The 23,814-nt window shown below is 46.5% G+C and carries 25 protein-coding genes; 11 read left to right on the top strand and 14 right to left on the bottom strand.

The window, feature by feature from the left end:
• Positions 1 to 108 precede the first annotated feature (108 nt).
• Positions 109 to 741 carry a helix-turn-helix transcriptional regulator gene (locus I8U27_RS06140; RefSeq protein ID WP_181750948.1) on the bottom strand — a complete coding sequence of 211 codons (633 nt, stop codon included), beginning with the start codon at positions 739 to 741 and terminating at the stop codon, positions 109 to 111.
• A 49-nt stretch (positions 742 to 790) separates the two neighbouring features.
• Complete coding sequence (locus tag I8U27_RS06135; protein WP_181750947.1) at positions 791 to 1,222, bottom strand: DUF86 domain-containing protein; 432 nt, start codon at positions 1,220 to 1,222, stop codon at positions 791 to 793.
• An 89-nt stretch (positions 1,223 to 1,311) separates the two neighbouring features.
• Here I8U27_RS06135 and I8U27_RS06130 point away from each other — a divergent pair, with 89 nt between their 5' ends.
• From I8U27_RS06130 to I8U27_RS06105, 6 genes are all read left to right on the top strand, one after another.
• Complete coding sequence (locus I8U27_RS06130; protein ID WP_181750946.1) at positions 1,312 to 2,241, top strand: DUF4349 domain-containing protein; 930 nt, start codon at positions 1,312 to 1,314, stop codon at positions 2,239 to 2,241.
• Between the two features lie 46 nt (positions 2,242 to 2,287).
• Positions 2,288 to 2,506: a hypothetical protein gene (locus tag I8U27_RS06125; protein ID WP_181750945.1), complete on the top strand. Its 219-nt coding sequence runs from the start codon at positions 2,288 to 2,290 to the stop codon at positions 2,504 to 2,506.
• A 15-nt stretch (positions 2,507 to 2,521) separates the two neighbouring features.
• Complete coding sequence (locus I8U27_RS06120) at positions 2,522 to 2,881, top strand: spore coat protein (RefSeq protein WP_181750944.1); 360 nt, start codon at positions 2,522 to 2,524, stop codon at positions 2,879 to 2,881.
• Between the two features lie 181 nt (positions 2,882 to 3,062).
• Positions 3,063 to 3,686 carry a MerR family transcriptional regulator gene (locus I8U27_RS06115; RefSeq protein WP_181750943.1) on the top strand — a complete coding sequence of 208 codons (624 nt, stop codon included), beginning with the start codon at positions 3,063 to 3,065 and terminating at the stop codon, positions 3,684 to 3,686.
• Between the two features lie 65 nt (positions 3,687 to 3,751).
• Positions 3,752 to 4,024 (top strand): DUF3055 domain-containing protein, encoded by a 273-nt coding sequence (locus tag I8U27_RS06110; protein ID WP_181750942.1) that lies wholly within the window; start codon positions 3,752 to 3,754, stop codon positions 4,022 to 4,024.
• A gap of 49 nt (positions 4,025 to 4,073) precedes the next feature.
• Complete coding sequence (locus tag I8U27_RS06105) at positions 4,074 to 4,337, top strand: hypothetical protein (protein ID WP_181750941.1); 264 nt, start codon at positions 4,074 to 4,076, stop codon at positions 4,335 to 4,337.
• 267 nt (positions 4,338 to 4,604) lie between these two features.
• On the opposite strand, the gene I8U27_RS06100 is transcribed toward I8U27_RS06105, so the two are convergent.
• On the bottom strand, positions 4,605 to 4,880 hold the full coding sequence (locus I8U27_RS06100; RefSeq protein ID WP_181750940.1) for a YutD family protein: 276 nt from the start codon (positions 4,878 to 4,880) through the stop codon (positions 4,605 to 4,607).
• Between the two features lie 146 nt (positions 4,881 to 5,026).
• Between I8U27_RS06100 and I8U27_RS06095 the strand changes: the two genes are divergently transcribed.
• A complete protein-coding gene (locus I8U27_RS06095) occupies positions 5,027 to 5,683 on the top strand; it encodes a YhcN/YlaJ family sporulation lipoprotein (RefSeq protein WP_181750939.1) in 657 nt (218 codons plus the stop codon).
• A 254-nt stretch (positions 5,684 to 5,937) separates the two neighbouring features.
• On the opposite strand, the gene lipA is transcribed toward I8U27_RS06095, so the two are convergent.
• From lipA to I8U27_RS06080, 3 genes are all read right to left on the bottom strand, one after another.
• On the bottom strand, positions 5,938 to 6,843 hold the full coding sequence (gene lipA, locus I8U27_RS06090) for a lipoyl synthase (protein ID WP_309506100.1): 906 nt from the start codon (positions 6,841 to 6,843) through the stop codon (positions 5,938 to 5,940).
• Between the two features lie 164 nt (positions 6,844 to 7,007).
• Complete coding sequence (locus I8U27_RS06085; protein WP_181750937.1) at positions 7,008 to 8,063, bottom strand: FecCD family ABC transporter permease; 1,056 nt, start codon at positions 8,061 to 8,063, stop codon at positions 7,008 to 7,010.
• On the bottom strand, positions 8,060 to 9,064 hold the full coding sequence (locus tag I8U27_RS06080; RefSeq protein WP_374057908.1) for a FecCD family ABC transporter permease: 1,005 nt from the start codon (positions 9,062 to 9,064) through the stop codon (positions 8,060 to 8,062). The genes I8U27_RS06085 and I8U27_RS06080 overlap by 4 nt, the downstream gene beginning before the upstream one ends.
• A gap of 296 nt (positions 9,065 to 9,360) precedes the next feature.
• Between I8U27_RS06080 and I8U27_RS06075 the strand changes: the two genes are divergently transcribed.
• Complete coding sequence (locus I8U27_RS06075; protein WP_181750936.1) at positions 9,361 to 10,320, top strand: ABC transporter substrate-binding protein; 960 nt, start codon at positions 9,361 to 9,363, stop codon at positions 10,318 to 10,320.
• Between the two features lie 130 nt (positions 10,321 to 10,450).
• Complete coding sequence (locus I8U27_RS06070) at positions 10,451 to 11,491, top strand: M23 family metallopeptidase (RefSeq protein ID WP_181750935.1); 1,041 nt, start codon at positions 10,451 to 10,453, stop codon at positions 11,489 to 11,491.
• Between the two features lie 50 nt (positions 11,492 to 11,541).
• Here the strand turns inward: I8U27_RS06070 and I8U27_RS06065 are convergent, their stop codons facing one another.
• Positions 11,542 to 13,017, bottom strand: coding sequence for an amino acid permease (locus I8U27_RS06065; protein WP_181750934.1), 1,476 nt, complete (start codon positions 13,015 to 13,017; stop codon positions 11,542 to 11,544).
• 145 nt (positions 13,018 to 13,162) lie between these two features.
• The gene (locus I8U27_RS06060; RefSeq protein WP_181750933.1) at positions 13,163 to 13,396 is read right to left on the bottom strand and encodes a glutaredoxin family protein; all 234 of its coding nucleotides are present in this window, start codon (positions 13,394 to 13,396) and stop codon (positions 13,163 to 13,165) included.
• Positions 13,397 to 13,598: 202 nt separating this feature from the next.
• Between I8U27_RS06060 and I8U27_RS06055 the strand changes: the two genes are divergently transcribed.
• A complete protein-coding gene (locus I8U27_RS06055; RefSeq protein WP_181750932.1) occupies positions 13,599 to 14,894 on the top strand; it encodes an amidase domain-containing protein in 1,296 nt (431 codons plus the stop codon).
• A 230-nt stretch (positions 14,895 to 15,124) separates the two neighbouring features.
• Positions 15,125 to 16,885 (top strand): UbiD family decarboxylase, encoded by a 1,761-nt coding sequence (locus I8U27_RS06050; RefSeq protein WP_181750931.1) that lies wholly within the window; start codon positions 15,125 to 15,127, stop codon positions 16,883 to 16,885.
• A 137-nt stretch (positions 16,886 to 17,022) separates the two neighbouring features.
• Here I8U27_RS06050 and I8U27_RS06045 read toward each other — a convergent pair whose 3' ends face one another.
• The 6 genes from I8U27_RS06045 to I8U27_RS06020 form a co-directional block, all read right to left on the bottom strand.
• Complete coding sequence (locus I8U27_RS06045) at positions 17,023 to 17,814, bottom strand: TIGR00266 family protein (protein WP_181750930.1); 792 nt, start codon at positions 17,812 to 17,814, stop codon at positions 17,023 to 17,025.
• A gap of 167 nt (positions 17,815 to 17,981) precedes the next feature.
• Entirely contained in the window at positions 17,982 to 18,902 is a 921-nt protein-coding gene (locus tag I8U27_RS06040; protein WP_181750929.1) for an ABC transporter permease, read from the bottom strand.
• 6 nt (positions 18,903 to 18,908) lie between these two features.
• Positions 18,909 to 19,919, bottom strand: coding sequence for an ABC transporter permease (locus I8U27_RS06035; protein ID WP_181751034.1), 1,011 nt, complete (start codon positions 19,917 to 19,919; stop codon positions 18,909 to 18,911).
• An 82-nt stretch (positions 19,920 to 20,001) separates the two neighbouring features.
• Positions 20,002 to 21,615 (bottom strand): ABC transporter substrate-binding protein, encoded by a 1,614-nt coding sequence (locus tag I8U27_RS06030; RefSeq protein WP_181750928.1) that lies wholly within the window; start codon positions 21,613 to 21,615, stop codon positions 20,002 to 20,004.
• An 86-nt stretch (positions 21,616 to 21,701) separates the two neighbouring features.
• Complete coding sequence (locus I8U27_RS06025; protein ID WP_181750927.1) at positions 21,702 to 22,688, bottom strand: ABC transporter ATP-binding protein; 987 nt, start codon at positions 22,686 to 22,688, stop codon at positions 21,702 to 21,704.
• Positions 22,685 to 23,671 carry an ABC transporter ATP-binding protein gene (locus I8U27_RS06020; RefSeq protein ID WP_269751004.1) on the bottom strand — a complete coding sequence of 329 codons (987 nt, stop codon included), beginning with the start codon at positions 23,669 to 23,671 and terminating at the stop codon, positions 22,685 to 22,687. The genes I8U27_RS06025 and I8U27_RS06020 overlap by 4 nt, the downstream gene beginning before the upstream one ends.
• Positions 23,672 to 23,814: the final 143 nt, after the last annotated feature.

The following is a 23,814-nucleotide window of genomic DNA, read 5'->3' as shown; positions in this document are numbered from 1 at the left end:
GCTTTGTACTTAAAGGCCCAAATACTTATACTGATTGTACCACAGCTTTGTTTCCACCTAAAAAGCATAAAAAATAGAAGGCCGACACGAAGACTCGTGTCGGTTCTTTCAACCGGTTTTTCTTTTTCGGATATAGTAGATGCAATTTTGCCCGCCTTTTGCCTTACACTCCGAACGCTCCACCTCAGCATCCAGGAGGTTTTGAAACCAATTAATTTCACATGCACAGGCCTGATTATATTTATTGGCGACCTGTGCGATCGGACAGTTAAATTCAGTCAGTTTATAACTGCCGTCCTCCAACTCTTCCCATTCAACCATATAACCTTTGGAATCCTGCAATTCCGCCAAGGCACGGACACGGTCACGCAGGCATTGAGAGGTAAATTCTGATTGATACAAGTCTGTCAAACGCTTTTCGCGATTTTTAAATAATTGATCAATGATCGCAGGTCCGTAATTCTGTTCTAAATCGTTTAATAAGTCAAGGGTAAATGTATGGTAACTCTTTGGAAAATGTTCCTCCGATTTATCAGTCAGGTAATATTGGTGAGTGGGCCGTCCCATCGACTGGCGCAATAATTTAGATCCGATCAATCCGTCTCGTTCCAGGGTGTTTAGATGTCGGCGTACGGCCATTTCTGTCACTCCTAATTGTTCAGCCATATCGCTGACAGTTAAAGGCCCCCCGGTTTTCAGCATCAACATAATTTGCTTCCGGGTTGAACCGGTCTCATTCATCCTGCTCACCCTCCTCTCCAGATTTTTGATTCTATTATGCTTATACCCGTTATTTGAGTATTTGTTCACCTAATTCCTGGTGCAAGTACTTCCGTACATGCTGAATAAAAGATCGATATACCTCCGTATCCCTGCCAGCCACCAATGCTTCTTCTTCAAGCTTATCATAATATCGCACCAGTTTTTCACGAATTTGCACAAGTTCTTTCAGTTTGCCCGCCAACTCCGGCGGAATTACTTTTTCGTCTTCCAGGATATCAACGATATCCAAATATCCGCCGGGGTCACGCATGATAAAACCATCAATCATCACGCTGCCCACATCGATCATGCACTCGACTGCCAGATGGAGCGCCCTTTCCAAAGCAAAACGCTGCACCAGCTCCCCACGCGTCGCGGCTGACCGATTGATCACTTCTATGCATTTTTCCAGATATCTCAGCTGGCTCTCAATTCTTTCCACATCAACTTCATAGATCATTACTGCTTTCCTCCGACTCTTTTAAATTCCATGCAACTTTTTTTATCGGGTTTCCGTCAACAAATCGAAACCATTTTAGGGGGTCTGCTATGCATTATTATAAACGATGGATTGCTCCTATAGTTGTGCTTTTGGCACTGGGATCTCTCTGGGGCTGCAGTTCGGAATCCCAAGTTAAACTACAGGATCGTGCTGAAATCGGCACAGCACCTTCTCTAAATACAAAAATGTCCGATACGGGCAAGAGTCAGGCTTCCGATTCACAAATGGCGAAAGCCGCCACAGACAAGGATAAAACGAACAGCACAAGCGAGCGCCTGTCCCTTCCTACAGCAGCAGCACAGAGAAAAGTGATCTATACCGCCAATATAAAACTAACCGTTAAAGATTATAAGCAAACCCGCACAAAATTGGAACAAATTGTGGATCAACACCAGGGCTTTCTCATTACCAGCTCGGAATCTAAAAATAAGGAATCTCAATCCGGAAATTTAACCTTTCGCGTTCCTCAGGCAGAATTCCAGTCTCTTCTTAAAGAGCTTCAAAAAATCGGCGATTCAACACCGGATATTACCATCACCGGCAACGATGTAACTGAAGAACTGGTTGATCTTGAATCCCGGTTGAAAGCAAAAAAAGCGATGGAAAAGCGTCTGCTGGACTTGATGAAACAGGCAAAGGATACGAAAGACCTGTTGGATATTTCCCGACAGTTGGACGAAACACAGGTGGAAATTGAACAGATTAAAGGGCGGCTTCAGTATTTAAATAATAAAGTTAATCTGGCAACCATTCATGTTCAGATCACGCAAAACTTTGTTCCTCCTTCCACTCCGGACCAACCGTTAGGAAAACAAATGAGCCATTCTTTTTGGTCAAGCCTGACCGGTTTGGGAGTGGCGGGGGAAAATTTCCTTATTTTTCTTGCGGGAGCATTTCCGATCCTCCTTTTACTGACTCTCATAGGCGTTCCCACTTATTTGTTTGTCCGCCGACACATACAAAAAAAGGGAGTATAATTCCCCGCGCAGACGCAGAAATTATTTGCAAAAAAGGTGGATCGACATGCAAATCTCTTCAAAAGATCTAAACTATCTGGTCGATGAACTTTCCTGGGAGCTGTTAGCCATGAAAAAATGCTACCATTATGCGCGGGAGTGCCAGGACCCGCAAATCGCCCAGATGATTGACCGCGTTGGGCAAATGCATCAGCAACATTATGAAACCATTTTATCCCAGTTGCAATCAGCAAGCGGTATGCCGATGCCAACAATGACTCAGTAAGGGAGGATCAGACAGATGCAGCAAACATACCAGCAGTGGCAACAGTCAAAAGCCAATCAGGCCTCGGGAACACAACAATCAGCCGGCTTACCCAAGGTGAAAGGGCCGGAAATGAATGACAGGGACAGAATTAACGATTGCTTGGCCCTGGAAAAGTATCTGTCATACGGGTATAATGTCGCTTTAAATGAAGCGGGTAACCAGCAGCTGTTTCAAATGCAGTTCCAAATGTTAAACGAAATTCACCAGGCCCAACGCGATTGCTATAATTTGATGAAGCAAAAAGGCTGGTACAAAATTGATAACGCCGATCTGAATAAGGTTAGCCAAAAAGCACAACAATTTGCCAACTATCGAACCCAATTTCCATACTGATCACTTACACACCCTCCCGGTTCACACTGGGAGGGTATTTTTCTGTGAAAAAGTTTTGTCAAGATCTCTGTTAAACATCCACTAGTTTTGTCATCTGTTGACTTCGTTTGTCCGGAAAGAAGGAATCTATACAATTTCCTCGAAATCGTATAAAAACCAATATTTGGGAGGAAGATTGCATATGAATCAAGCGGCATATATCACCACACGCGAAGCCGCAGAACGCCTCCAGGTCCATGCGCGGACGGTCCGTAAATGGATCGATACTTTTGAAGAATATATTTGCCCGGACTGGAACGAGAGAGGCCATTATGTACTGACAGAGGACAGCCTGTTGCGCTTAGCGGAAATCAAAAACCGGTTGCAGGAGCCGAGCAAATCAATGAAGCAAGTGCGTGAAGACCTTATGCGCGAGGGAAAGCTGCGTGGCGATCAAGCGTTTCAAAAGAGTGAAGAAGAAAATAGCAATGATACTGCCAAAACATTAACCTACCTGATTGAAAGCATGGAAAATGTAGGCGACATGATGGAAGAGTTATTTGACCGGATGGAGCGCCTGGAAGACCATATGTTTAGTTTGTTTGATTCGTTTGAAGATATGGAACAAAAGTTAATTGCCGTCAATTATGACAAAGTATCCTCAAACGAAGTCCAGCAAATGTTTGAGGACATCCGCAAAAAGCAGGATCAACTGAGAATCGAATTGCGAAATGTAAACTTCACACAACGCCTGACATCCGCAACCAGTGAGCAGGGGCTTCTTCCCCGCCGGCAAAAAAAAGCCCGTTTTTTCGGGATGTTTTAAGCCGTTTCGGGTCGGGTTTTTCTCATGTATAATGATGAGGAAACGAAGAAAAAGGAGCTAACAAAATGTCATCGGAAGAGTGGATGTTTTTATACGACGATACAGAAAATACCCGAACCCGATTTGTCAGCTTTATGGGTGAGACGAACCGCTTCGATCTGGCAATTACTACCACCGAGCGCTTTTACGGAAAACTGCTGATTCTTAACTTGCAGTCTAACCGCTTTGCCATCATCGGTGAGGACGATTTAGAGGAGCCGGGTTATCTTGAGCATGTGTACCAATTGTCCGGGGAAGAAGCAGAGGAACTAAAACAGTTTATTTATTCTCTTCTTTAAGGAATACCTGTACCGTTCACCGCTCATGCTAAGGTGAGAGGTGAAAAGCATGGCCAGGGACAAAGACTCCTTTGAGGAATTAGAGACTGTCCAATCTGTACATAACGAAATCATTCCGGAAGAGTTTCCCGAAGGCCCTTATGGTGCAGCCACAACCCCCGAAAAGCCGGGGAAAACTTCACCATGGCGACCCGGACAGCGCTCTGTTTCCGCCTTTACGTATGAAATGCGCCAGTTTCATGAGGGATTGCCAAGGGTGATCCCGGGAAGCCATCCTACCCATGATGAACCGGAAGAGCAGGAAGATGAATAATCAGATTTCAAAAAAGCTGACACCTACGATACCGGTGTCAGCTTTGTGTTACAGAATTTTGCCGCCTTTCATCCCACGGCGACCGTTTTCCGGTATTCTACCGGTGAACGGTCGCGAAGTCGTTTTTGAAACCTTTCAACTTCTCCAATGAATACGTTTTACGAATTTTCCCCACAAAAATCCCCTCCAAGCAAACAGTAACTGGTTTTCTTCTTCCTGTCTACTTAGAGGGAATAATATCAAAATAAGGCTGGCTTTTTCCGGTACTCAGATGCGTTTTAATACAAAATAGGCGCATCCAAAGTTGCAGAATTCATTTAAGTATTCCTGCAAATGGCTGATCTTCGTATCTGTGGTGGCACGAATATGCTCATCGGAAAAAAAACCTTTTAATCTCAGTTGGCCATAGCCCCAATCCCCCACGATATAATCGTACTTATTCAGGATTTCACTGTACCTTTTCTTGAAAGCCTCCGGATTCCAGGCATTTCGATGGTCGGTTAACAGTTCATAATCTATTCCTTGTATGTGAATTCGCCCCATTTAAATCAACCTTTTCTATTCCAATTCTTCATTTATATGTTACCACATCCAAAGCTGAACATCTGCAACCTTTTGGTGCACTTAAAAATGGAAGCGTAATGTGACTGGTTCAGGGCAAGCTAAGGGCAGGAGGTGTTCCGAAAACGATGAGACGAGTGATGATGGGATTTATGGCAACGGTGATGGTGCTATCCGTTGCCGCCTGTTCTCCTCCCAGAAGGGAAGGAATGGGTGGCGCCCAAGAGCCTCTTTATCGTGAAGAACAAACAGATACCCGTTACGGTTTGGTACGAAACGATCAAATTAACGGACACGAGTCTGCTTATGGCGGCGGACAAAATGAAATCGGCTTTTTCAGATACCAACCAGAAAACTATAAAACGGATGGCAAAGCCCCCGGTCCCAATGTATTTGTTGACCGTTCCCTGCTTGCACGCCATATTTCCCAGATGGTAACCGTTTTGCCCAATGTGAAGGAAGCAACCACCCTTGTAACAGATGACCATATTTTTGTGGGGATACAAACCAAAAACGGAAAACTGGACCCCAAAACAGTGAAAGAGGCAAAACGAACGGCCGAAAGTATTACACCCCGGTATTTTAAAGTCCATGTAACCGGCAACCGTACGTTAGAACAACAAATAACAAGAATCGGGATGCGGTTAAACGGGAATTCAGATGTAGAAGGAGTCAGAGGAGATCTGGAACAGTTGCTCCGAAAAATGGGGGATAACACTCCGCCCGATGTTAACGAATCGATTTACCCTCAACATCGGAAGCAGGTAAACCCTGAGGAAGATTAAACCAAAAGTAAACAAGGACGACCCTTTCAAAAGGAGCCGTCCTGTTTTCTGTGAAAGTGTGTGTCTAAGGGGGAAGGCAGAATTCTGTCTCGCTCCCAATCAGCACTCTGCGTCGCCAAAAGTCGCTCTCCAGAATTCTGCCTCCCCACATAAATCATGGTTTCATGACAGGGTTATGTCGCAGGTTATGAGGGCTTTCTTTGAATGTGTATATCCGGGGAAAAGGGAACGAAAATCTGTTTACCCCAAATGTATTACTGAGCCATTTTTTGCTCATTTTTTTGCGCAGACTGTACCTGTTCGTGAGCATGGTAGGAGCTGCGTACCAACGGGCCTGATTCAACGTGGGAGAAGCCCATCTTTAAACCGATCTCTTTCCACTCGGCAAACTCATCAGGCGTATAATAACGTTCGATTTTCAAATGCTTTTTCGTTGGTTGCAAATACTGCCCGATCGTTACAATGTCTACATCATGAGCCCGCAAATCTTGCATTGCCTCTACCACTTCTGCAAACGTTTCTCCCACACCGACCATAATGCTGGATTTGGTCGGGATCTGTGGCTGCATTTCTTTGGCCCGTTTGAGGAGTTCCAGGGAGCGGGGATATTTTGCCTTGGAGCGCACACGGTCAGAACGCCGTTTTACTGTTTCAATATTGTGGTTTAAGATATCCGGTTTGGCATCCATTACCGTTTTCAATGCCTCCCAGTTCCCCATAAAATCGGGGATTAGCACTTCCACGCTGGTAAAAGGGTTCCGTTTGCGTATCGCTCGAATCGTCGCCGCGAAAATGGCCGCTCCGCCGTCCTGCAAATCATCACGGGCTACAGATGTAACAACGGCATGGCGTACTCCCATCTGCTCCACCGCCTCAGCGACACGTTCCGGTTCCGCCAGGTCCAGTTCGGTGGGCAAGCCTGTTTTCACTGCGCAGAAACGACAGGCACGGGTACAGATATCCCCAAGAATCATAAAAGTAGCAGTCCGGTTGGCCCAGCATTCATATATATTCGGGCAACGCGCTTCTTCACATACGGTATGCAGCGTCTTGCTGCGCATCATTTTTTTTAATTCCTGGTAGTTTTCATTGGTGCTTAGTTTCACTTTCAACCATTCAGGCTTTCGCTCTCGCGTCACCTTTGAACGTTCTGATGCCACGGGTAATCCCTCCTGTATCGAAAATCCGGGTTTCATTCCGTTTCCCCGAATTTATTCCCTTCTATTTCCCCGTTTATATTACCACAAAAACATTCCTCTTACCCGGTCCATCGTCTTTTTCTGTGAAAGCGATGAGTACTCTGGCTGAGAAAACATATTTGTGGCTATCTCCTTCGGCTGCGGAAAAGAAGATAGATAAAATAGGGAGCTCCGATCACGGCTGTAAACACGCCGGCAGGAATTTCGGTCGCCGGCACCAGCGTTCTTCCCAATAAGTCGGCTAACATCACAATTGTGGCCCCCAGCAGGGCGGATGCAGGCAACAATGCTCCAAACGATGAGCCAACCAACCGCCTCGCCGCATGAGGAGCGATCAGGCCGACAAAACTGATCCCTCCGGCAAAAGCAACCGCTGAGCCGGCTAAACCGGTACTGATCAATAGCAATACCAGCCGCTGGGACTGAAGTTTACTGCCCAGCCCCCGGGCAAGATGGTCTCCAAATTGTTGTACATTTACATTAGGGGCCAACAAAATGGCCACCGGAATTAAAATTCCCACCCATGGCAGGAGGGTAAAAACATATTCCCATGTGCTCCCGTAGACACTCCCGGTAAGCCAGGTTTTCGATTGTACGGCACGGAATACGGGTCCGAGAAGAATGATTAAGTTGGTAGCTGCCTGCGTTGCTGTATAAAATCCAATTCCGATTAAAACAAGCCGAAAAGGGGAAACACCGTTTTTCCATGACAAAAGATAAATAAGTGCAGCTACAACCGTCGCCCCTGCAAATGCTGCCGCCGGAATCCAATTCACACTGACCGATAAAGAGTCGGTGCTGTCACTAAAAAACGTAATCACCGAAACAGCCGCTACAGATGCCCCGCCTGTGATACCGAGAATATCCGGAGCAGCCAGCGGATTTCGCACCACTCCCTGAAGAATGGCGCCGGATACCGCCAGAGCCGCTCCGGACATCAAGGCAATTAAGATGCGGGGCAGACGAAGCTTTTCAATCACAAGCGTATGCATATCAGAACCGGAGCCCATAAAGACGCTGATGACATCAAGCGGCGGAATATAGAAGTCCCCCACTCCCACACTGATGACCACGGCAAAAAAGGCGGTGATCCCCAATAATCCTATCACAATCGCTGCTTTTGTATCTAATAAGAAGCTAAAACGGCCGCTTCCGATCCGGATGGGTATAAACCTTTTCATGCTTGTTCGGTCACCTTTCTACGCGCGATATAGATAAAGAAGGGAGTCCCGATGATTGCTGTCATCACTCCCACCGGGATCTCCTGATCCACCATGATAAACCGGCCGCCGATATCTGCACCCAGCAGCAGCAACGCCCCGAGGACAGCACAGTAAGGGATTAGCCAACGGTGGTCAATGCCTACCAGTGTTCTGGCTAAGTGTGGAACGACCAGACCCACAAACACAATCGGGCCTGCAATGGCGACAGACCCGCCTGCCAGCAGGATAATAACAGCTGCTCCCGCCAGTTTTGTCCATCCGGTCCGCTGCCCCAGTCCTTTTGCCACATCTTCCCCCGTTGCCAGTACATTAATCGGTTTGGCCAGCAAAAAAGCGAGAACCCATCCACCGATCACAAAAGGAAATACCGGAGAAACCATCTCCAGCTTCCGCCCCTCTACCGAGCCAGTCAGCCAAAACAATAATTCATCCAGCCCCTTCTCGTTCATCACCAGCAATCCGTGGGTCAGCGAAGAGAAAAGAGCAGCAATGGCCGCTCCCGCCAGTGTCAGCTTTACCGGGGTTAACCCTTCTTTGCCGACAGACCCCAGAAAGTACACGGTAAATGAAGCGACAGCCGCTCCGACAAAACCAATACTCATCAATGAAGTTAATGAAGTAATTGAAAAAAAAGAAACCGCTATTACAATAAACAAACTGGCTCCTGCATTGACACCCAGCGTTGCCGGTGAAGCGAGCGGATTGCGGGTCAACGCTTGCATTACCGCTCCGGCAACGGCCAGACCGGCTCCGACAACCACAGAGATGATCGCCCGGGGGACGCGGGTTGTTTGGATAATCAAATGTTCATTGGAACCGTTAAACTGAGTGAACGACTTTATCACTTTCGTCAAAGGGATATTTGTAACCCCCACACTGATACTTACACCCATGAGTAAAAGAACCAGGATCATGCCTGCAACCAGGCCAAACCATTTACCCGGCCCGGTTTTTAAGATTGCATTCAACGATGTCACCTTTCTTTCTGCCGTTCCCAATGGTTATGATTTCAACCATATTTTCACAAAATCGCGTAAGCGGCTTCCGGCGCTTTTGTTATGCGTTCGGAAGCCGATTCATTCTTCCGTTTTGATATAGTTTCCGGTTAAATCAACTTCAGTCTATGATATGAAAAGAAACGTGTCAACGAGTTTGAAAATCATTATCAAAAAGTATTGACTTCTCACATCCTGTTAAATATATTAGTCTATGGGAAATGAGAATCATTATCATCTATTTCAAGGGGAGTTTATTGATGAGAAAATCCTTATTCTTCTTTTTATGCCTGATCTCTATGATCACCCTCGTTGCCGTTGGCTGCAGCAAACCGGCTGCTGACCAGGGAGCTGAGCAAACGGGGAAAACCCGGACGATTGAACACGCGATGGGAAAAACAGAGGTGCCGGAACATCCCAAGCGCGTTGTCATCCTGACCAACGAAGGAACGGAAGCACTTCTTGCCCTGGGAGTAAAGCCGGTTGGGGCTGTTAAATCTTTTACTGGTAACCCGTGGTACAAACATCTGGAAAATGAGCTTCAGGGTGTGAAAGTAGTCGGAGACGAGCATCAGCCTAATCTTGAAACAATCGCCAGTTTAAATCCGGACTTGATCATCGGTAACAAAATGCGCCAGGAAAAAGTGTATGAACAACTATCTGCGATCGCCCCAACCGTGTTTGCAGAAGAATTGCGAGGCGACTGGAAAGTTAACTTTAAACTGTATGCCAAAGCTCTGAATAAAGAAGCTGAAGGCCAAAAAGTGCTGGCTGCTTATGATCAAAAAGTAAAACAAGTGAAAGAAAATGCCGGAGACCTTTTAAAACAAAAAGTTTCCATCGTCCGCTTTCTGGCCGGAAAAACGAGAATTTACCAGCTGGACAGCTTTTCCGGTACGATTCTCAAGGATATCGGATTCGCCCGCCCGGAACTTCAAAACAAAAACGAATTTGCAATCGAAGTAACCAAAGAGCGCATCCCGGATATGGACGGGGATATCCTCTTCTACTTCACCTATGAGACCGGCGACAATAATGGAAACAAACAGGAGCAGGAGTGGACCCGGGACCCGCTGTGGAAAAATCTGAATGCCGTAAAAAATAACCGTGCCTTTAAAGTTGATGATGTGATTTGGAACACGGCCGGGGGAGTGAAAGCAGCCAACTTGATGCTCGATGAGCTGAATGATTATATCAACAAATTTAAACAGCAATCTTAAATCGCAGGACATCATGGAGCCGCGCTTTTGGGCGGTTCTTTTTTTATCCCTGTAACTTCCAAATATGTTTTCCGGCTTGCTTAGCCAAACTAATGATACATAGCGAGTTAAGAAGTGGGGTGATTATCTTATGAAGGTAAAGGTATGTTCTTCCTTGTTAATCCTTTCACTTTTATTTTCCATTTTTCCAACTCAAACATTCCATGCCCGGGCAGGAGATTCAGAAAAGCTCAGACAGCGTTTGTATGAAACGATGGAAACCTTGACCGGAGTGCCCTGGCCCTATCTGGCAGCCATGGACCAGTATGAACAAAACACTCGTCCTCCGGATGCGCCCAAACCGAAAGGGCTTATTTCCATTCGTGTGCCCTCCCATCTGTGGGCAGGCTTAAGCAATCCAAACCCGAACGATATCATTCCCGAGTCGATACAATTTTTTGAGGGGATTGGCCGGGATGCCAATGGTGATGGAAAAGTTGATCCGGCTGATGATTCTGATGTACTCTATTCTGTTGCCTCCTATCTCACCAAAAACGGGAGTTCGGAAAGAAATGTCCGTGAACAACTCTGGAAATATTACCAGCATCCGACTTCCGTAGATGTGATTACACATATTGCCAGAGTAATTGCCAAAAACCAAACGATTAACCTGCAGGACAGGTCTTTCCCCATTCCTCTGCAATATAATTTCACCTATCACAATACATGGGGAGACCGCCGGGGCTGGGGGGGATTGCGCATCCATGAAGGAACAGATATTTTTGCCGGTTACGGCACTCCCGTCCTGAGTACCTGCCACGGCTATGTGGAATTGCTCGGCTGGAATCGTTTTGGCGGATGGCGGGTCGGCATTCGGGACACCAACAACAACTATCATTATTTCGCTCATTTAAACGGATTCCGCAAAGGGTTAAAACAGGGAGACATCGTAAAGCCGGGCGAGGTGATTGGATCTGTAGGCTCCTCCGGTTATGGACCGCCGGGAACATCCGGAAAATTTCCGCCCCATCTTCATTACGGCATCTACAAATTTAATGGTCGCAACACCTATTCATTTGACCCTTACCCCTTCTTAAAAAAATGGGAACGGAACGCCTACCAAAAGCGGAAAGAACTGCGGAAGAAACGTAAACATAAACGAAGCCAGACAACATTAAAATGGATTGACTAAATAAGAGCTGCTAACCGGCCGGTTAACAGCTCTTCCGCTTTTCAATGCCTTTAACTTGCCTTTTCAGCTTCGGAAGCTGAATTTAGTTTGGAATTCTTTCTGGAATACACAAAATAAAAGATAATACCGATCAACAACCAGATTCCAAACCGGAGCCAAGTTGATCCTGGCAGTTGGAACATAAGGTAACCGCAGAATATAATGGCAAGAATAGGAAGAACAGGAACCCACGGGCAGCGGAACTTTCGTGGCAGATCGGGTTGTTTTACCCGAAGCACCCAGACTGCTACTGAAATTAGCACAAAGGCTGCCAGCGTTCCCATGTTGACCAGTTTAACCAGGTCATCCAGCGGTACAAATGCTCCCAGCAATCCACAGACAGTTCCATAGAACCAGGTAGAGGCAAACGGAGTACGATACTTGTCATGGACTTTGGAGATCCATTTCGGCAACAACCCGTCCCGCGACATGGCAAAACCGACCCGGGTTTGCCCGTAAAGCATTACCAGCATAACCGTCATCATACCTATTGCAGCACCGACACTGATAATCCCTGCAACCCAATCCTGTCCGGCAAACTGTAAAGCAAAAGCGACAGGATCATCTTGATGGTCGGCAAATTTTTGCCAGGGAACAATTCCGGTTACAATTCCCGATACCAAAATGTACAGAAGAGTACAAATCCCTAAAGACCACAGGATTCCTTTAGGCAGGTCACGGCTAGGATTCCGTGTTTCTTCTGCAGCTGTACTGACAGCATCAAAACCTAAATAAGCAAAGAAAACAGTGGCTGCCGCTAAACCGACTCCGTCCCATCCCATGGGCATAAAGGGAGTCCAATTGTCAGGCTTTACATAGAACACCCCGGCCACGATAACGAGTGCAACAACGATGAGTTTCAATGCAACCATCAGGTTATTGACCCACTTGGATTCTTTGACACCGATGGATAGTAAGAAAGCGATAATCATGACAATAACAAGTGAAGGTAAATTTATGATAGCACCAGGATCACTGCCGGGAGCTGCAGTCAATGAAGCAGGAATTTCGATCCCGATTCCTGCAAGGAAATTTGTGAAATACCCCGACCATCCAACCGATACGGCACTTACAGCCAATATATATTCCAGCATTAAATCCCAACCAATAACCCATGCAATAAATTCACCCAGAGTGGCATAGCTGTAAGTGTATACAGAACCAGATACAGGAACGAGCGAAGCAAATTCTGCGTAGTTGAATGCCGCGAATGCACAGGCCAATCCTGCAATAATAAATGAAATAACCAATGCGGGTCCAGCATCTAAAGCTCCAACTCCAGTCAGTACAAAAATCCCTGTACCGATAATTGCACCAATTCCAAGGAAAGCCAAATCAAAGGCTGATAGCTCTTTTTTTAATGTTTTTCCCTGTTGGCTTCCGGCAATTAACGTATCGATACTTTTCTTTCTAAATAAATCCACACGAACCCCTCCCTTGACGGACAATTTTAAATAATGTCCGTATACTAATAAATTAGAAATCATAAAAGTAAAACTATTTTAATACCATCCTCCTTATCCATTAACAAGTATTTAACCAAGTATAAATTTAAATTTGACAACTTTATATATATTCCTTCTTTTAATAAAGAAAAAAGCCTGCTAATTTTAGTCAGGCTTTCATCTATTTTTATTCTTCCACTTTTAATGCATCCAAGATGGCCTCCGGTTGTAAACCGTGAATAGCCTTTCCGTTGACAACCGTAACGGGAACTCCCAGAAAGCCCATCTGCTTCACTTCCTCCAGATATTCCGGATGAGTTCCGCAATCTTTTACTTCATATTCAATCTTATAATCATTTAAAAATCGTTTGAGTACATTACATTCAATGCAATGTGGTCTTGAATAAACAATAACTGCCACATGTACCACTCCTTTAAATAAATATATCACAACAGAAACTGGTTCATGACATAAAAAATACCTTAACTAACTTTCATACTATTTCTTAAAAAGTTCACATAATAAATGAACAAAACAACTTCTAATATCAAAAACAAACATTTATAATGGTTCTATGCAGTCAGGTCAACCTTGTAAAATCAACTCAGAAAGGACGAAAGACTTGAAAAGAGTTGTATTGATCTTGTTAATGCTATGCGTGGTTGCCGTGGGGTGCCAATCCAATCCAAAACAAGCCAGTGAACCTGCTAAGGAAAAACCAGCGGATCAAGCACCAACCGCAGAAGTGACTGAACCTGAAGTTAAAAGTTTGGAGGACAGTACATATCAAATTTCTGCGCAACAGTCTTCTAAAAAAAGTGATATGAATAAGCAATTGTTAAAGCAAGTGACATACTATAAAGAAGTGAAAGAAACCCCTAAAGCCGACAAAAAACCGGAGCAAAAAGACGAAAATAAAAATGAAAACAACAATGCAACTACAAACGAAGACAAATTTAAAGACATTATTAAATTAATCCAAAAAATTGCCAAAAAAGAAAGAGTAAACATAACACCGGATATCAACAACGCAGACTATCGCAACTTTGTTCTCTATGCAGCCACTGATCTTGGTTCACTGTCTAAAGAGGAAGCCAAATTGCTTGCAGAATATGCCAAGTATATCGACTCTTACGAGAACAAAGCCAAAAATAGCAAGATCAAAATTTTTGTAAACAGATTAAAGGCTGGTGCACCATTAACAGCGGAAGAAAAACTTCAATTATTGAGTTTGCTTCCTGTTAAGGAAGGAACCAAACTGAAAAAGGGGCCGACCAATCCAAAGGCACCCGGCAACTCAGAGAAACCATCAGATTCAGACAAAAATAACAACAAGCCACCAACCGGCGGTGAAGAAGAGCCTCCGGCCGATCAACCGAAAGACAAACCGAAGCAAGACGATGACAAACCAAAAGCCGGGGAATACGACCGGATTGCCGCCAGGGATTATGCCTACAAATGGTGGAATGCCCGCAATAATGAAGAATACGGTTACTACAGCCGCGTGAGTGGCGGATGCTACAACTGTTGGCCCGACTGCACCAACTTTGTCTCCCAGGCGATCAAAGCGGGCGGGATTTTAGAAAAACGTGAAGGAACCTTCTGGTATTACAGCGATAAAAAGCCTTCTTATGCCTGGGGAGTAGCAAACAGTTTCTACAACCACTTCAAAGACCGTGCAAAACAGGCAAAAAGCTTCAAAGAACTTCAAGTTGGTGATGTAGTCAATGTAGATTTTGACCATGACGGAGACATTGAACATTCCGCAATTATTACCAAGATCGATAAATTTGACGTTTACGTAACCCAACACTCTACCGACAAAAAGAACAGCCCACTCAGTTCCTGGATCTTAGCAGGATATGATGTATATGCCTGGAAAATGGACACGGCCAATGACAATGTAAAAGCAAAATAAACCTGGTAAAAGAAATAATCTTTTCCTTACCGGATTCAATGAAAAAAAGCGAGCCATCTACTCGCTTTTTTTCATTTTCCATGACTGCATCAATTTCGGGTACACTTTTTCAAGTACAGTGAAAAAAGTTGTGAGCTTAAGATTCATTGTCACAGAACTGTGAAGCAATCCCACTCGCACTCCGGTTCCGCTATAATAAGCATTAGAATGCAAACCGGGAGAGATGATTCTTGCATACCAATCTGCGCACCTTTATTGACCAATTAAGAAAAGAAAATGACATCATTGAAATTGATGCCTCCGTAGATCCTTATTTGGAACTGGCTGAAATTCACCGCCGTGTCATCGCCGAAGAGGGACCTGCACTGCTGTTTACCAATGTGAAGGGCAGTACATTTCCCGTCGTTACAAATCTGTTTGGCACATCAAGACGAGTGGATCTCGCTTTTGGGCCGCGTCCGGAGCAATTGATGAAACAAACGGTCGAAATGGCGCACAAGTTGATGCCGCCCACTCCGAAAGCCCTTTGGACAGAACGAAAATGGATCGCCGACCTTCTCAAAGTGGGCTTAAAAAATGTTCCCGCATCACAGGCACCATCCCTGGAGTGCAAACAAACAGAAACAGACCTGACAAAACTGCCGGTGATCACATCCTGGCAGGAAGACGGCGGGCCGTTTATCACTCTCCCCCTCGTCTATACACAGCATCCGGAAACAGGACAGCACAATGTGGGCATGTATCGTATGCAAATCTTTGATAAACAGACGACGGGAATGCACTGGCAAATTCACAAAGGTGGCGGTTTCCATCATCATGAGGCGGAAATTCGCAACAAGTCCTTGCCGGTAAGGGTTCATCTGGGCGGTCCCCCCGCTTTGATCGCTTCTGCGATTGCACCCGTTCCGGAATTTTTGCCGGAGCTTATGCTCACATCATTGATTCTCGGACAAAAGCTCCCGGTTGTTCGCCCCGCTGATGGCAGTTATCCCTATATCGCCGAAGCGGAATTTATTTTATCCGGGATCGTCCCCGCCCATGAACGCCGCCTTGAGGGGCCATTTGGCGACCATTATGGCTACTACTCTTTGGCCCATGAATTCCCTGTTTTCCGTGTCCGGGAGGTTTATCATCGCAAAGATGCGATTTATCCGGCAACCGTGGTGGGCAAGCCGAAACAGGAAGATTATTATCTCGGTGAGTTTTTGCAGCGCCTCCTGTCTCCGGCATTCCCGATGGCCATGCCCGGTGTGCGCGACTTGTGGACCTATGCCGAAACAGGTTTTCATCCCCTGGCTGCCGCTGTGGTGAGGGAAAGCTATAAACGGGAAGCGCTGGCAAATGCCTTTCGCATTCTTGGTGAAGGCCAGTTGACACTCACTAAATTTTTAATCGTGACAGATCAATCCCTGCCTCTTGATAACTTTCCACAGTTATTGGAAACGGTGATGGAACGTTTTGACCCGGCAACCGATTTATTTGTGTTTGGCCATACCTCGATGGATACACTGGATTACACCGGGCGGCGGCTTAACCACGGCAGCAAAGCGGTTCTTGTCGGCACAGGGGAGCCCAAACGCCAGCTTCCCGTCCAATTTACCGGACCTCAGATGACCGGTGTTCGTCAGGCGGCTATTTACTGCAGGGGAGCGCTTGTCCTGGAAACGGAATCATTTGAGAGCCGGCCTGAAATGGCGGACCATCTGCTGGACCACTACGGAGATTCCCTGGCAGAATGGCCCTTTATCTTCCTTGTGGACAACATCGATGCAGCGGCTGGACAAACTCCCTTCCTCTGGACAGTTTTTACGCGCTTCGACCCGGCATACGACATCTACGCCCGTACCGAACTGATTCGCCATCATCCCAGTTACCGCTTCCCCATTGTGGTAGATGCGCGGATGAAGCCAGGTTATCCTGATGAACTGGAGACAGAGCCTTCCATCAAAAAGATCGTCGATGAACGCTGGAAAGAGTACTTTCACAGCTAAAATCTGCTTCCCCACTTTTTGAAATTTCCTTTCCAATCAAAAAGCAGCACGAGACAGATCTTCCTTTGTCACGTGCTTGCTTTTGTTTTAACAATCCTCGGAAGGTATATTTTCCGGGAAGCGATTGTTATGGGCATTTAATCCTCAAACAAGTCACCAAGCCCTCCTAAAATACTGCCCTCCCCCTTGCTGCTTCCCCCTCCTTGCGGTGCAGCGGCAAAGACGCGGCTGGCGAGCCTGCTGAATGGCAAGGATTGCACCCATACTTTTCCCGGCCCTCTCAATGTGGCAAAGAATAAACCTTCCCCTCCAAACAAAGCTGTTTTGACTCCGCCCACAAATTCGATGTTATAATCTACATGCTGTGTCATTGCTACTAAACATCCTGTGTCGATCCGGATCAGTTCTCCCGGCTGCAGTTCTTTTTCAAAGATGGTACCCCCGGCATGAACAAAACCTAAACCGTCTCCTTCTAATTTCTGCATGATAAAACCTTCACCGCCGAAGAATCCGGTTCCCAGCTTGCGTTGAAACTCCACTCCCACCGATACTCCTTTGGCCGCACACAGGAAAGCGTCTTTTTGGCAAATAACTTTTCCACCCAGTTCAGCCAGGTTGAGCGGAATAATTTTTCCCGGGTAGGGAGCAGCAAAGGAAACATGTTTCTTTCCTTGACCCATGTGAGTAAAGACGGTCATAAATAAACTTTCACCTGTGAGGAGCCGTTTTCCGGCCCCAAACAATTTGCCCATTAAGCCTTTGCCCGAGTCGCTCCCATCCCCGAAGATTGTCTCCATCTGAATGCCGTCTTCCATCATCATCAAACTGCCCGCCTCAGCGATCACGCTTTCTTGCGGGTCCAGCTCAATCTCTACGAACTGCATATCATCGCCATATATCTTGTAATCAATCTCGTGTGCATTTGCCATGGGCGGTCCTCCCCAAGTCGAGAATAGTCACATTTTCTTTTTTATTTTACCAAATGGATGTCGAATCATGTTTAACTTGTCCATATTTGACATGGATTTATATTGTTAAGTAAAAAAAGCAGAGTTCAGTCTGCTTGTTTCTGAACTCTGACTTTTCCATATCTCCTCTATTGTTTCATCCGGGGATCAAAAATATCACGCAGACCGTCTCCGAGCAAGTTAAAGCCCAACACTGTCAACATCATCGCCAAGCCGGGAAAAATCATCGTCCAGGGGGCGAGCTGGATAAATTGTCTCGCATCGGAAAGCATCGTTCCCCACTCCGGCTCCGGCGGTTGTGCTCCCAATCCGAGAAAGCCGAGAGCAGCCGCTTCAATGACTGCAGTGGCAAAGCCGAGAGTTCCCTGTACCATGATCGGGGCCCAACAGTTGGGAAAAATATGCTTCCACAAAATTCGGCTGTTTTTCATTCCGATCGCCCGGGCAGCTAAAACAAAGTCTTCTGCTTTGACACTAAACACCCGGGAGCGCATCAATCTCCCAAAGGTAGGAATATTAATGATTGCAATTGCGATCAGGGCATTATTCAATCCCGGACCCAGCATGGCTACAATCGCAATGGCCAGCAGGATTCCCGGAAATGCGAGCAGGATATCAAATAAGCGCGAAATGATCGTATCTCTTGCGCCACCATAGAAACCGGCAATCAATCCCAAAAAACTGCCGACGATAATGGAACCGGAAACGGCAAAAAAGCCAACCCACAGGGAAATGCGGGAACCATAGACAACACGGGTGAACAGATCTCTTCCCATTTCATCCGTGCCAAACCAATGCTCTGCTGAAGGAGGCTGCAAACGGTCTTCGCTGCGTTCGGTATATTCATACGGAGCGATAAACGGAGCGAAAATCGCCATAAGGATAAAAAAGAGGACCACAATACTTCCAATAAGTGCTGATTTATGGCGAAAAAAGGTACGCATAAAGTCCTTCACAGGTGTTTCATAGCCGGAGGAGTGGTCAGGTGCCGGCGATTGCCCGGACGAAAGATCAGGTGGTATGGAAGCGATATTTGATTCAGATGACATGGAGAATCACTCCTTCCCGTATTGAATTCTCGGGTCGATCCAGGCATACAACAGATCGACGATTAAGTTAATGACAACAAAGATGGTGGCCAATATCAAAATTCCCGACTGGATCACCGGATAATCCCGGGCATTGATCGCATCATAAATATACCTTCCAACACCCGGCCAGCTAAAGATCGTTTCTGTCAGTACTGCTCCCCCCAGAAGAAGTCCCAGCTGTAAACCGGCAACGGTTAATACGGGGATACAGGCATTTTTTAAGGTGTGTTTATAAACCACCCAGAACTCTGACAGCCCCTTTGCCCTGGCCGTGCGGATATAATCCGATCTCATCACTTCCAACATGCTGGAGCGGGTCATACGGGCAATGATTGCCATCGGAATCGTTCCTAAAGCCACAGCTGGCAGAATCAGATGAGTCAGCACATCGGTAAGAAATACAAAATCTCCCGTTATTAAGGCATCAATGACATAAAAGTCCGTGATTCCTTCAAATCCCATCCGGGCATCCACCCGCCCGTTGGACGGCAGCCATCCCAAATTCTGGGCAAAAAGCCACTGTTCCATCAAACCGAGCCAGAAAACCGGCATCGACACACCGATCAGAGCGATTAACATCGCGCTATAATCAAGCCAGGAGTTTTGCCGCCAGGCCGACAGAATCCCCAGATTCACTCCGAAAAAGATCGCAATCAGCAAACTGGCTACAGCCAATTCCGTCGTCGCCGCCAAAAAGGGGCCGATTTCCTCTGAAATAGGCACTTTCCTGGTCAGGGATGTACCAAGATCTCCTTGCAACAAGTCACCGAGGTAATGAAAGTACTGGATATAGGCGGGCTTATTAAGACCTAAACTCTCCCTTACTTCAGCAATCTGTTCAGGAGTTGCTTTATCCCCGACAATGGTTTTGGCAGGGTCCCCTGGGATGGCATGGACAATTGCAAATGTAATGATGGACATCCCGATCAACACCGGGATCAGCATCAGAATTCTTCGGATTGTATAAGCGAGCATGTTTGATTTCACCACCCATGGAATCCATATGTAGAAAGTGGCATTGCTTGCATCTTGCAATGCCACCTTTTTAATTGTTCAACTATTTTATATCTACCTCACGCAAATCAACGTTTGAGGTGGGATGGGGAACAAACCCGGTAACCTCCGCTTTGGAAGCCAGCGGTGCCGTGGCGTGAACCAATGGAACCCATGGAGCATCCCGCTTGATAATTTCCTGAGCTTTCATATACAGCTGTGTGCGCTCCTCTTGCTTGGTCGCGCGTTGTGCCTTAATTAAGACATCATGCAGCTCGTCACTCTTATAGAAAGCAATATTCCCGGCATCCGGTGTCCGGGTATTATCTTTATCCAACAGGACATAGAGGAAGTTATCAGGGTCACCGTTATCTCCGTTCCACCCCATCAGGGCCATTGAATGCTCCCCTTTACCCGTCCGGTCTAAGTACGTTTGCCAGTCATAGGTAACAATTTTTGTTTTCACACCGATTTTCGCGAAATCCTCAGCCATATACTCGGCTACTTTCTTACCATCCGGCATATACGGGCGCGGTTCCGTCATCGCATAAAATTCCACTTCAAAACCGTTGGGATAACCGGCTTCCGCCAGTAATTGTTTTGCTTTTTCCAGGTTATACTCATAATCTTTGATATTTTTGTTATATCCCCACATGATATCGGGCATCGGGTTGACTGCCGGTACGGCCATACCCGCGTAGAAACTCTTAATAATGCCTTCTTTGTTTGTTGCATGGTTTAAGGCCTGGCGCACTTTAGGATTGTCGAACGGTTTTTTCTGGGTATTAAAGGCAAGATAAGCCACGTTCATACCAGGCTGTTCGTACAATTTTAATTTGTTATTGCCTTTGATTAACTGAACATCGTTGGGATTTAACCCATCCATCATATCAATGTCCCCGGATTGCAGAGCGGTAAAGCGGGCAGCATTATCCGGGATTGACCTGAAGATGACTTTATCCAGCTTGGGCAGCCCTTTTTCCCAGTATTCTTTGTTTTTCTCCAGCGTGATGGAGTCATTTTTCTTCCATTCTACAAATTTAAACGGCCCCGTTCCTCCCCCTTCGGGTTTTTGCGCAAACTGGTCCGGGCCTTTTTTCACAGCTGCCGGTGAGGCGATTGCAAATGGCGGCATTGCCAGATTGCTCAAGAAAGGACCCTGCGGAAAATTAAGCTCAAATTTCACAGTATGCTCGTCTACAGCGGTTACACTTTTAATGACGTGACCCTTGTCACCTTTGTAGCCGCCAAACATGTAGCCATAGTAAGGGAATTCGCCGCCTTTATGTTCAGGGTGGCTTTTGTCCATCCAGCGGTTAAAGTTATAAACGACTGCCTCTGCATTAAAAGGCGTGCCGTCGTGGAATTTAACCCCCTGCTTCAGCTTAAAAGTCCATACCAGTCCATCCGGGCTGGTCTCCCAGCTTTCCGCCAGATGCGGCTGAACCTCAGTGGTTTTTTTATCATACTTGACCAGGGTTTCAAAGATCTGTTCCGTTACATGCAAAGATTCGCCATCAGTCACTTGAGCCGGGTCCAGCAACTTGGAATCTGCCCCGCGGCCAAAGATCAATGTTTTGGATTTGGCACTTGAAGGCTTGTTTCCTGAACAACCGGCTAAAATAGATGATAAGACAAATAGCAGTGCCAGTGTGATGATCCAGACTTTCTTTTTCATCTGTCTACCCCCTTGAAATGGATCGGTTTGGATTTATGAGACTTCTTTGACTCTTTGACCCATCACCCCCTTAAACATCTATGGGATTACACTTCCGCTTTGTTCATCAAGTGGCAGGCGACGAAATGCCCGCCGCCTTGATCTTCAAAGGCGGGCCTCACTTCTTTACAGATTTCCATCACATGTGGACAGCGCGGATGAAAAGCACACCCTTTCGGAGGATTGGACGGGCTCGGCACATCTCCTCCCAGGATGATCCGCTCTTTTTTCACCTCGGGATCGGGGATCGGGACAGCAGACATCAGAGCCTGGGTATAAGGATGAAGAGGATTGCGGTAAAGATCTTCACGGTCTGCAAGTTCCACCATCTGCCCGAGATACATCACTCCAACGCGGTCGCTGATATGCTTGACCACACTGAGATCGTGGGCAATAAACAGGTAGGCCAATTCAAACTGCTCCTGGAGGTCTGCCATCAGATTCAATACCTGGGATTGGATGGAGACATCCAGGGCAGAAACAGGCTCATCTGCTACAATCAACTTGGGTTTGGTTGAAAGGGCACGTGCGATGCCGATCCGCTGGCGCTGCCCTCCGCTGAACTGATGCGGATACCGGCCGGCATGCATCTTGTCCAGCCCGACAACCCGGAGTAATTCCTGTACCTGTTCCTTGCGCTCCCGGTCATCTCCCATCTTGTGAACGATCAACGGTTCTTCAAGAATGTCCGCCACTTTCTGCCGCGGATTGAGCGAAGCAAAGGGATCTTGAAATATCATCTGCAGCTCTCTTCTCGCCTGCCGCATTTCTTCGGTTCCCAGCCGGAGAAGTGATCTCCCTTCAAATTTCACCTCTCCTCCGGTCGGCTCATATAAGCGGAGAATCGTCCTGCCGGTCGTTGATTTCCCACACCCGCTTTCGCCGACAATACCCAGTGTTTCTCCATTTTTTACCGTAAAACTGACATCATCGACTGCTTTGATTTCCCCCAATTTTCTGCCAAAAATTCCGCCGCGGATGGGAAATGATTTTTTCAGATTGCGTACTTCCAATAAAGGTGTCGTCTGGCTCATGGTTGCTTCTCACTCTCCTCCTGATGCAGCCAGCACCGGCTGAGATGTTCTTTTTCTACAGGGAGAAGCTGTGGTTCTTTCCGGCGGCAAATCTCCATCGCATATTCACAGCGTGGTGCAAACCGGCATCCCTGTGGCATTTGGAGCGGGTTGGGAACTTGTCCGCGGATGGAGTACAGGCGCTCTTTCTGGTCATCCAGCTTGGGGATGGATTTGAGAAGTCCCTGCGTGTACGGATGTTTGGGATCGCGGTACAAGCGGTGCCGGTCGGTCTCTTCCACCACTTGGCCGGCATACATGACGACCACCCGGTCACACATCTCCGCCACCACTCCCAAATCATGTGTGATAAGCAGAATAGCGGTACCAAACTCTTTGTTCAACGATTTCATCAAGTCCAAAATCTGCGCTTGAATCGTCACATCCAACGCTGTTGTCGGCTCATCGGCAATCAAAAGGCGGGGATTTAATACCATTGCCATGGCAATCATCACCCGCTGCCTCATCCCGCCGGACAACTGATGCGGATAATCGTTCAAAATACCGGGACGTTTGATCCCCACTTTTTCCAACATCTGCAACGCCATGGATATTGCTTCTTTCTTGGAACACTTACGATGAGTGCGAATCGCTTCGATCAACTGATTTCCAATCGTAAACAGAGGATTGAGAGAAGTCATTGGTTCCTGAAAGATCATCGCCATTTCATTCCCACGTATGCTTCGCATTTGACGGGCTTTCCAATGGGTAAGATCTTTTCCTTGAAAACGGATCGAGCCGGCTACAATTTTTCCCGGTGGTTGTGGGACCAACCCCATAACAGAAAGAGAAGTGACACTTTTGCCACAGCCGGACTCTCCTACAAGTCCGACGATCTCTCCTTCCTTAACTGTGAGATCTACCCCGTCTACCGCCTTTACAACCCCTTTGTCCGTAAAAAAATGCAGCTTTAGTTGCGAAATTTCCAACACAGGTTGTGTCAAACAGATCACCTCGTGCTTCGGTGGGTTGAAATAGGTAAGAGTTAACATAATTTAATTATTTTATAATAAGGAACAATAATTCCATTCTACTATATTCTATTTATTTTATAAAAGTCCTTTCAACCATCTTGGAAAATGCATGC

It is taken from the genome of Paenactinomyces guangxiensis (assembly GCF_016055185.1).
Lineage (GTDB): Bacteria > Bacillota > Bacilli > Thermoactinomycetales > Thermoactinomycetaceae > Paenactinomyces > Paenactinomyces guangxiensis.
The sequence above is the reverse complement of the archived record's forward strand: the minus strand, read 5'-3'. Positions and strand labels throughout refer to the sequence as shown.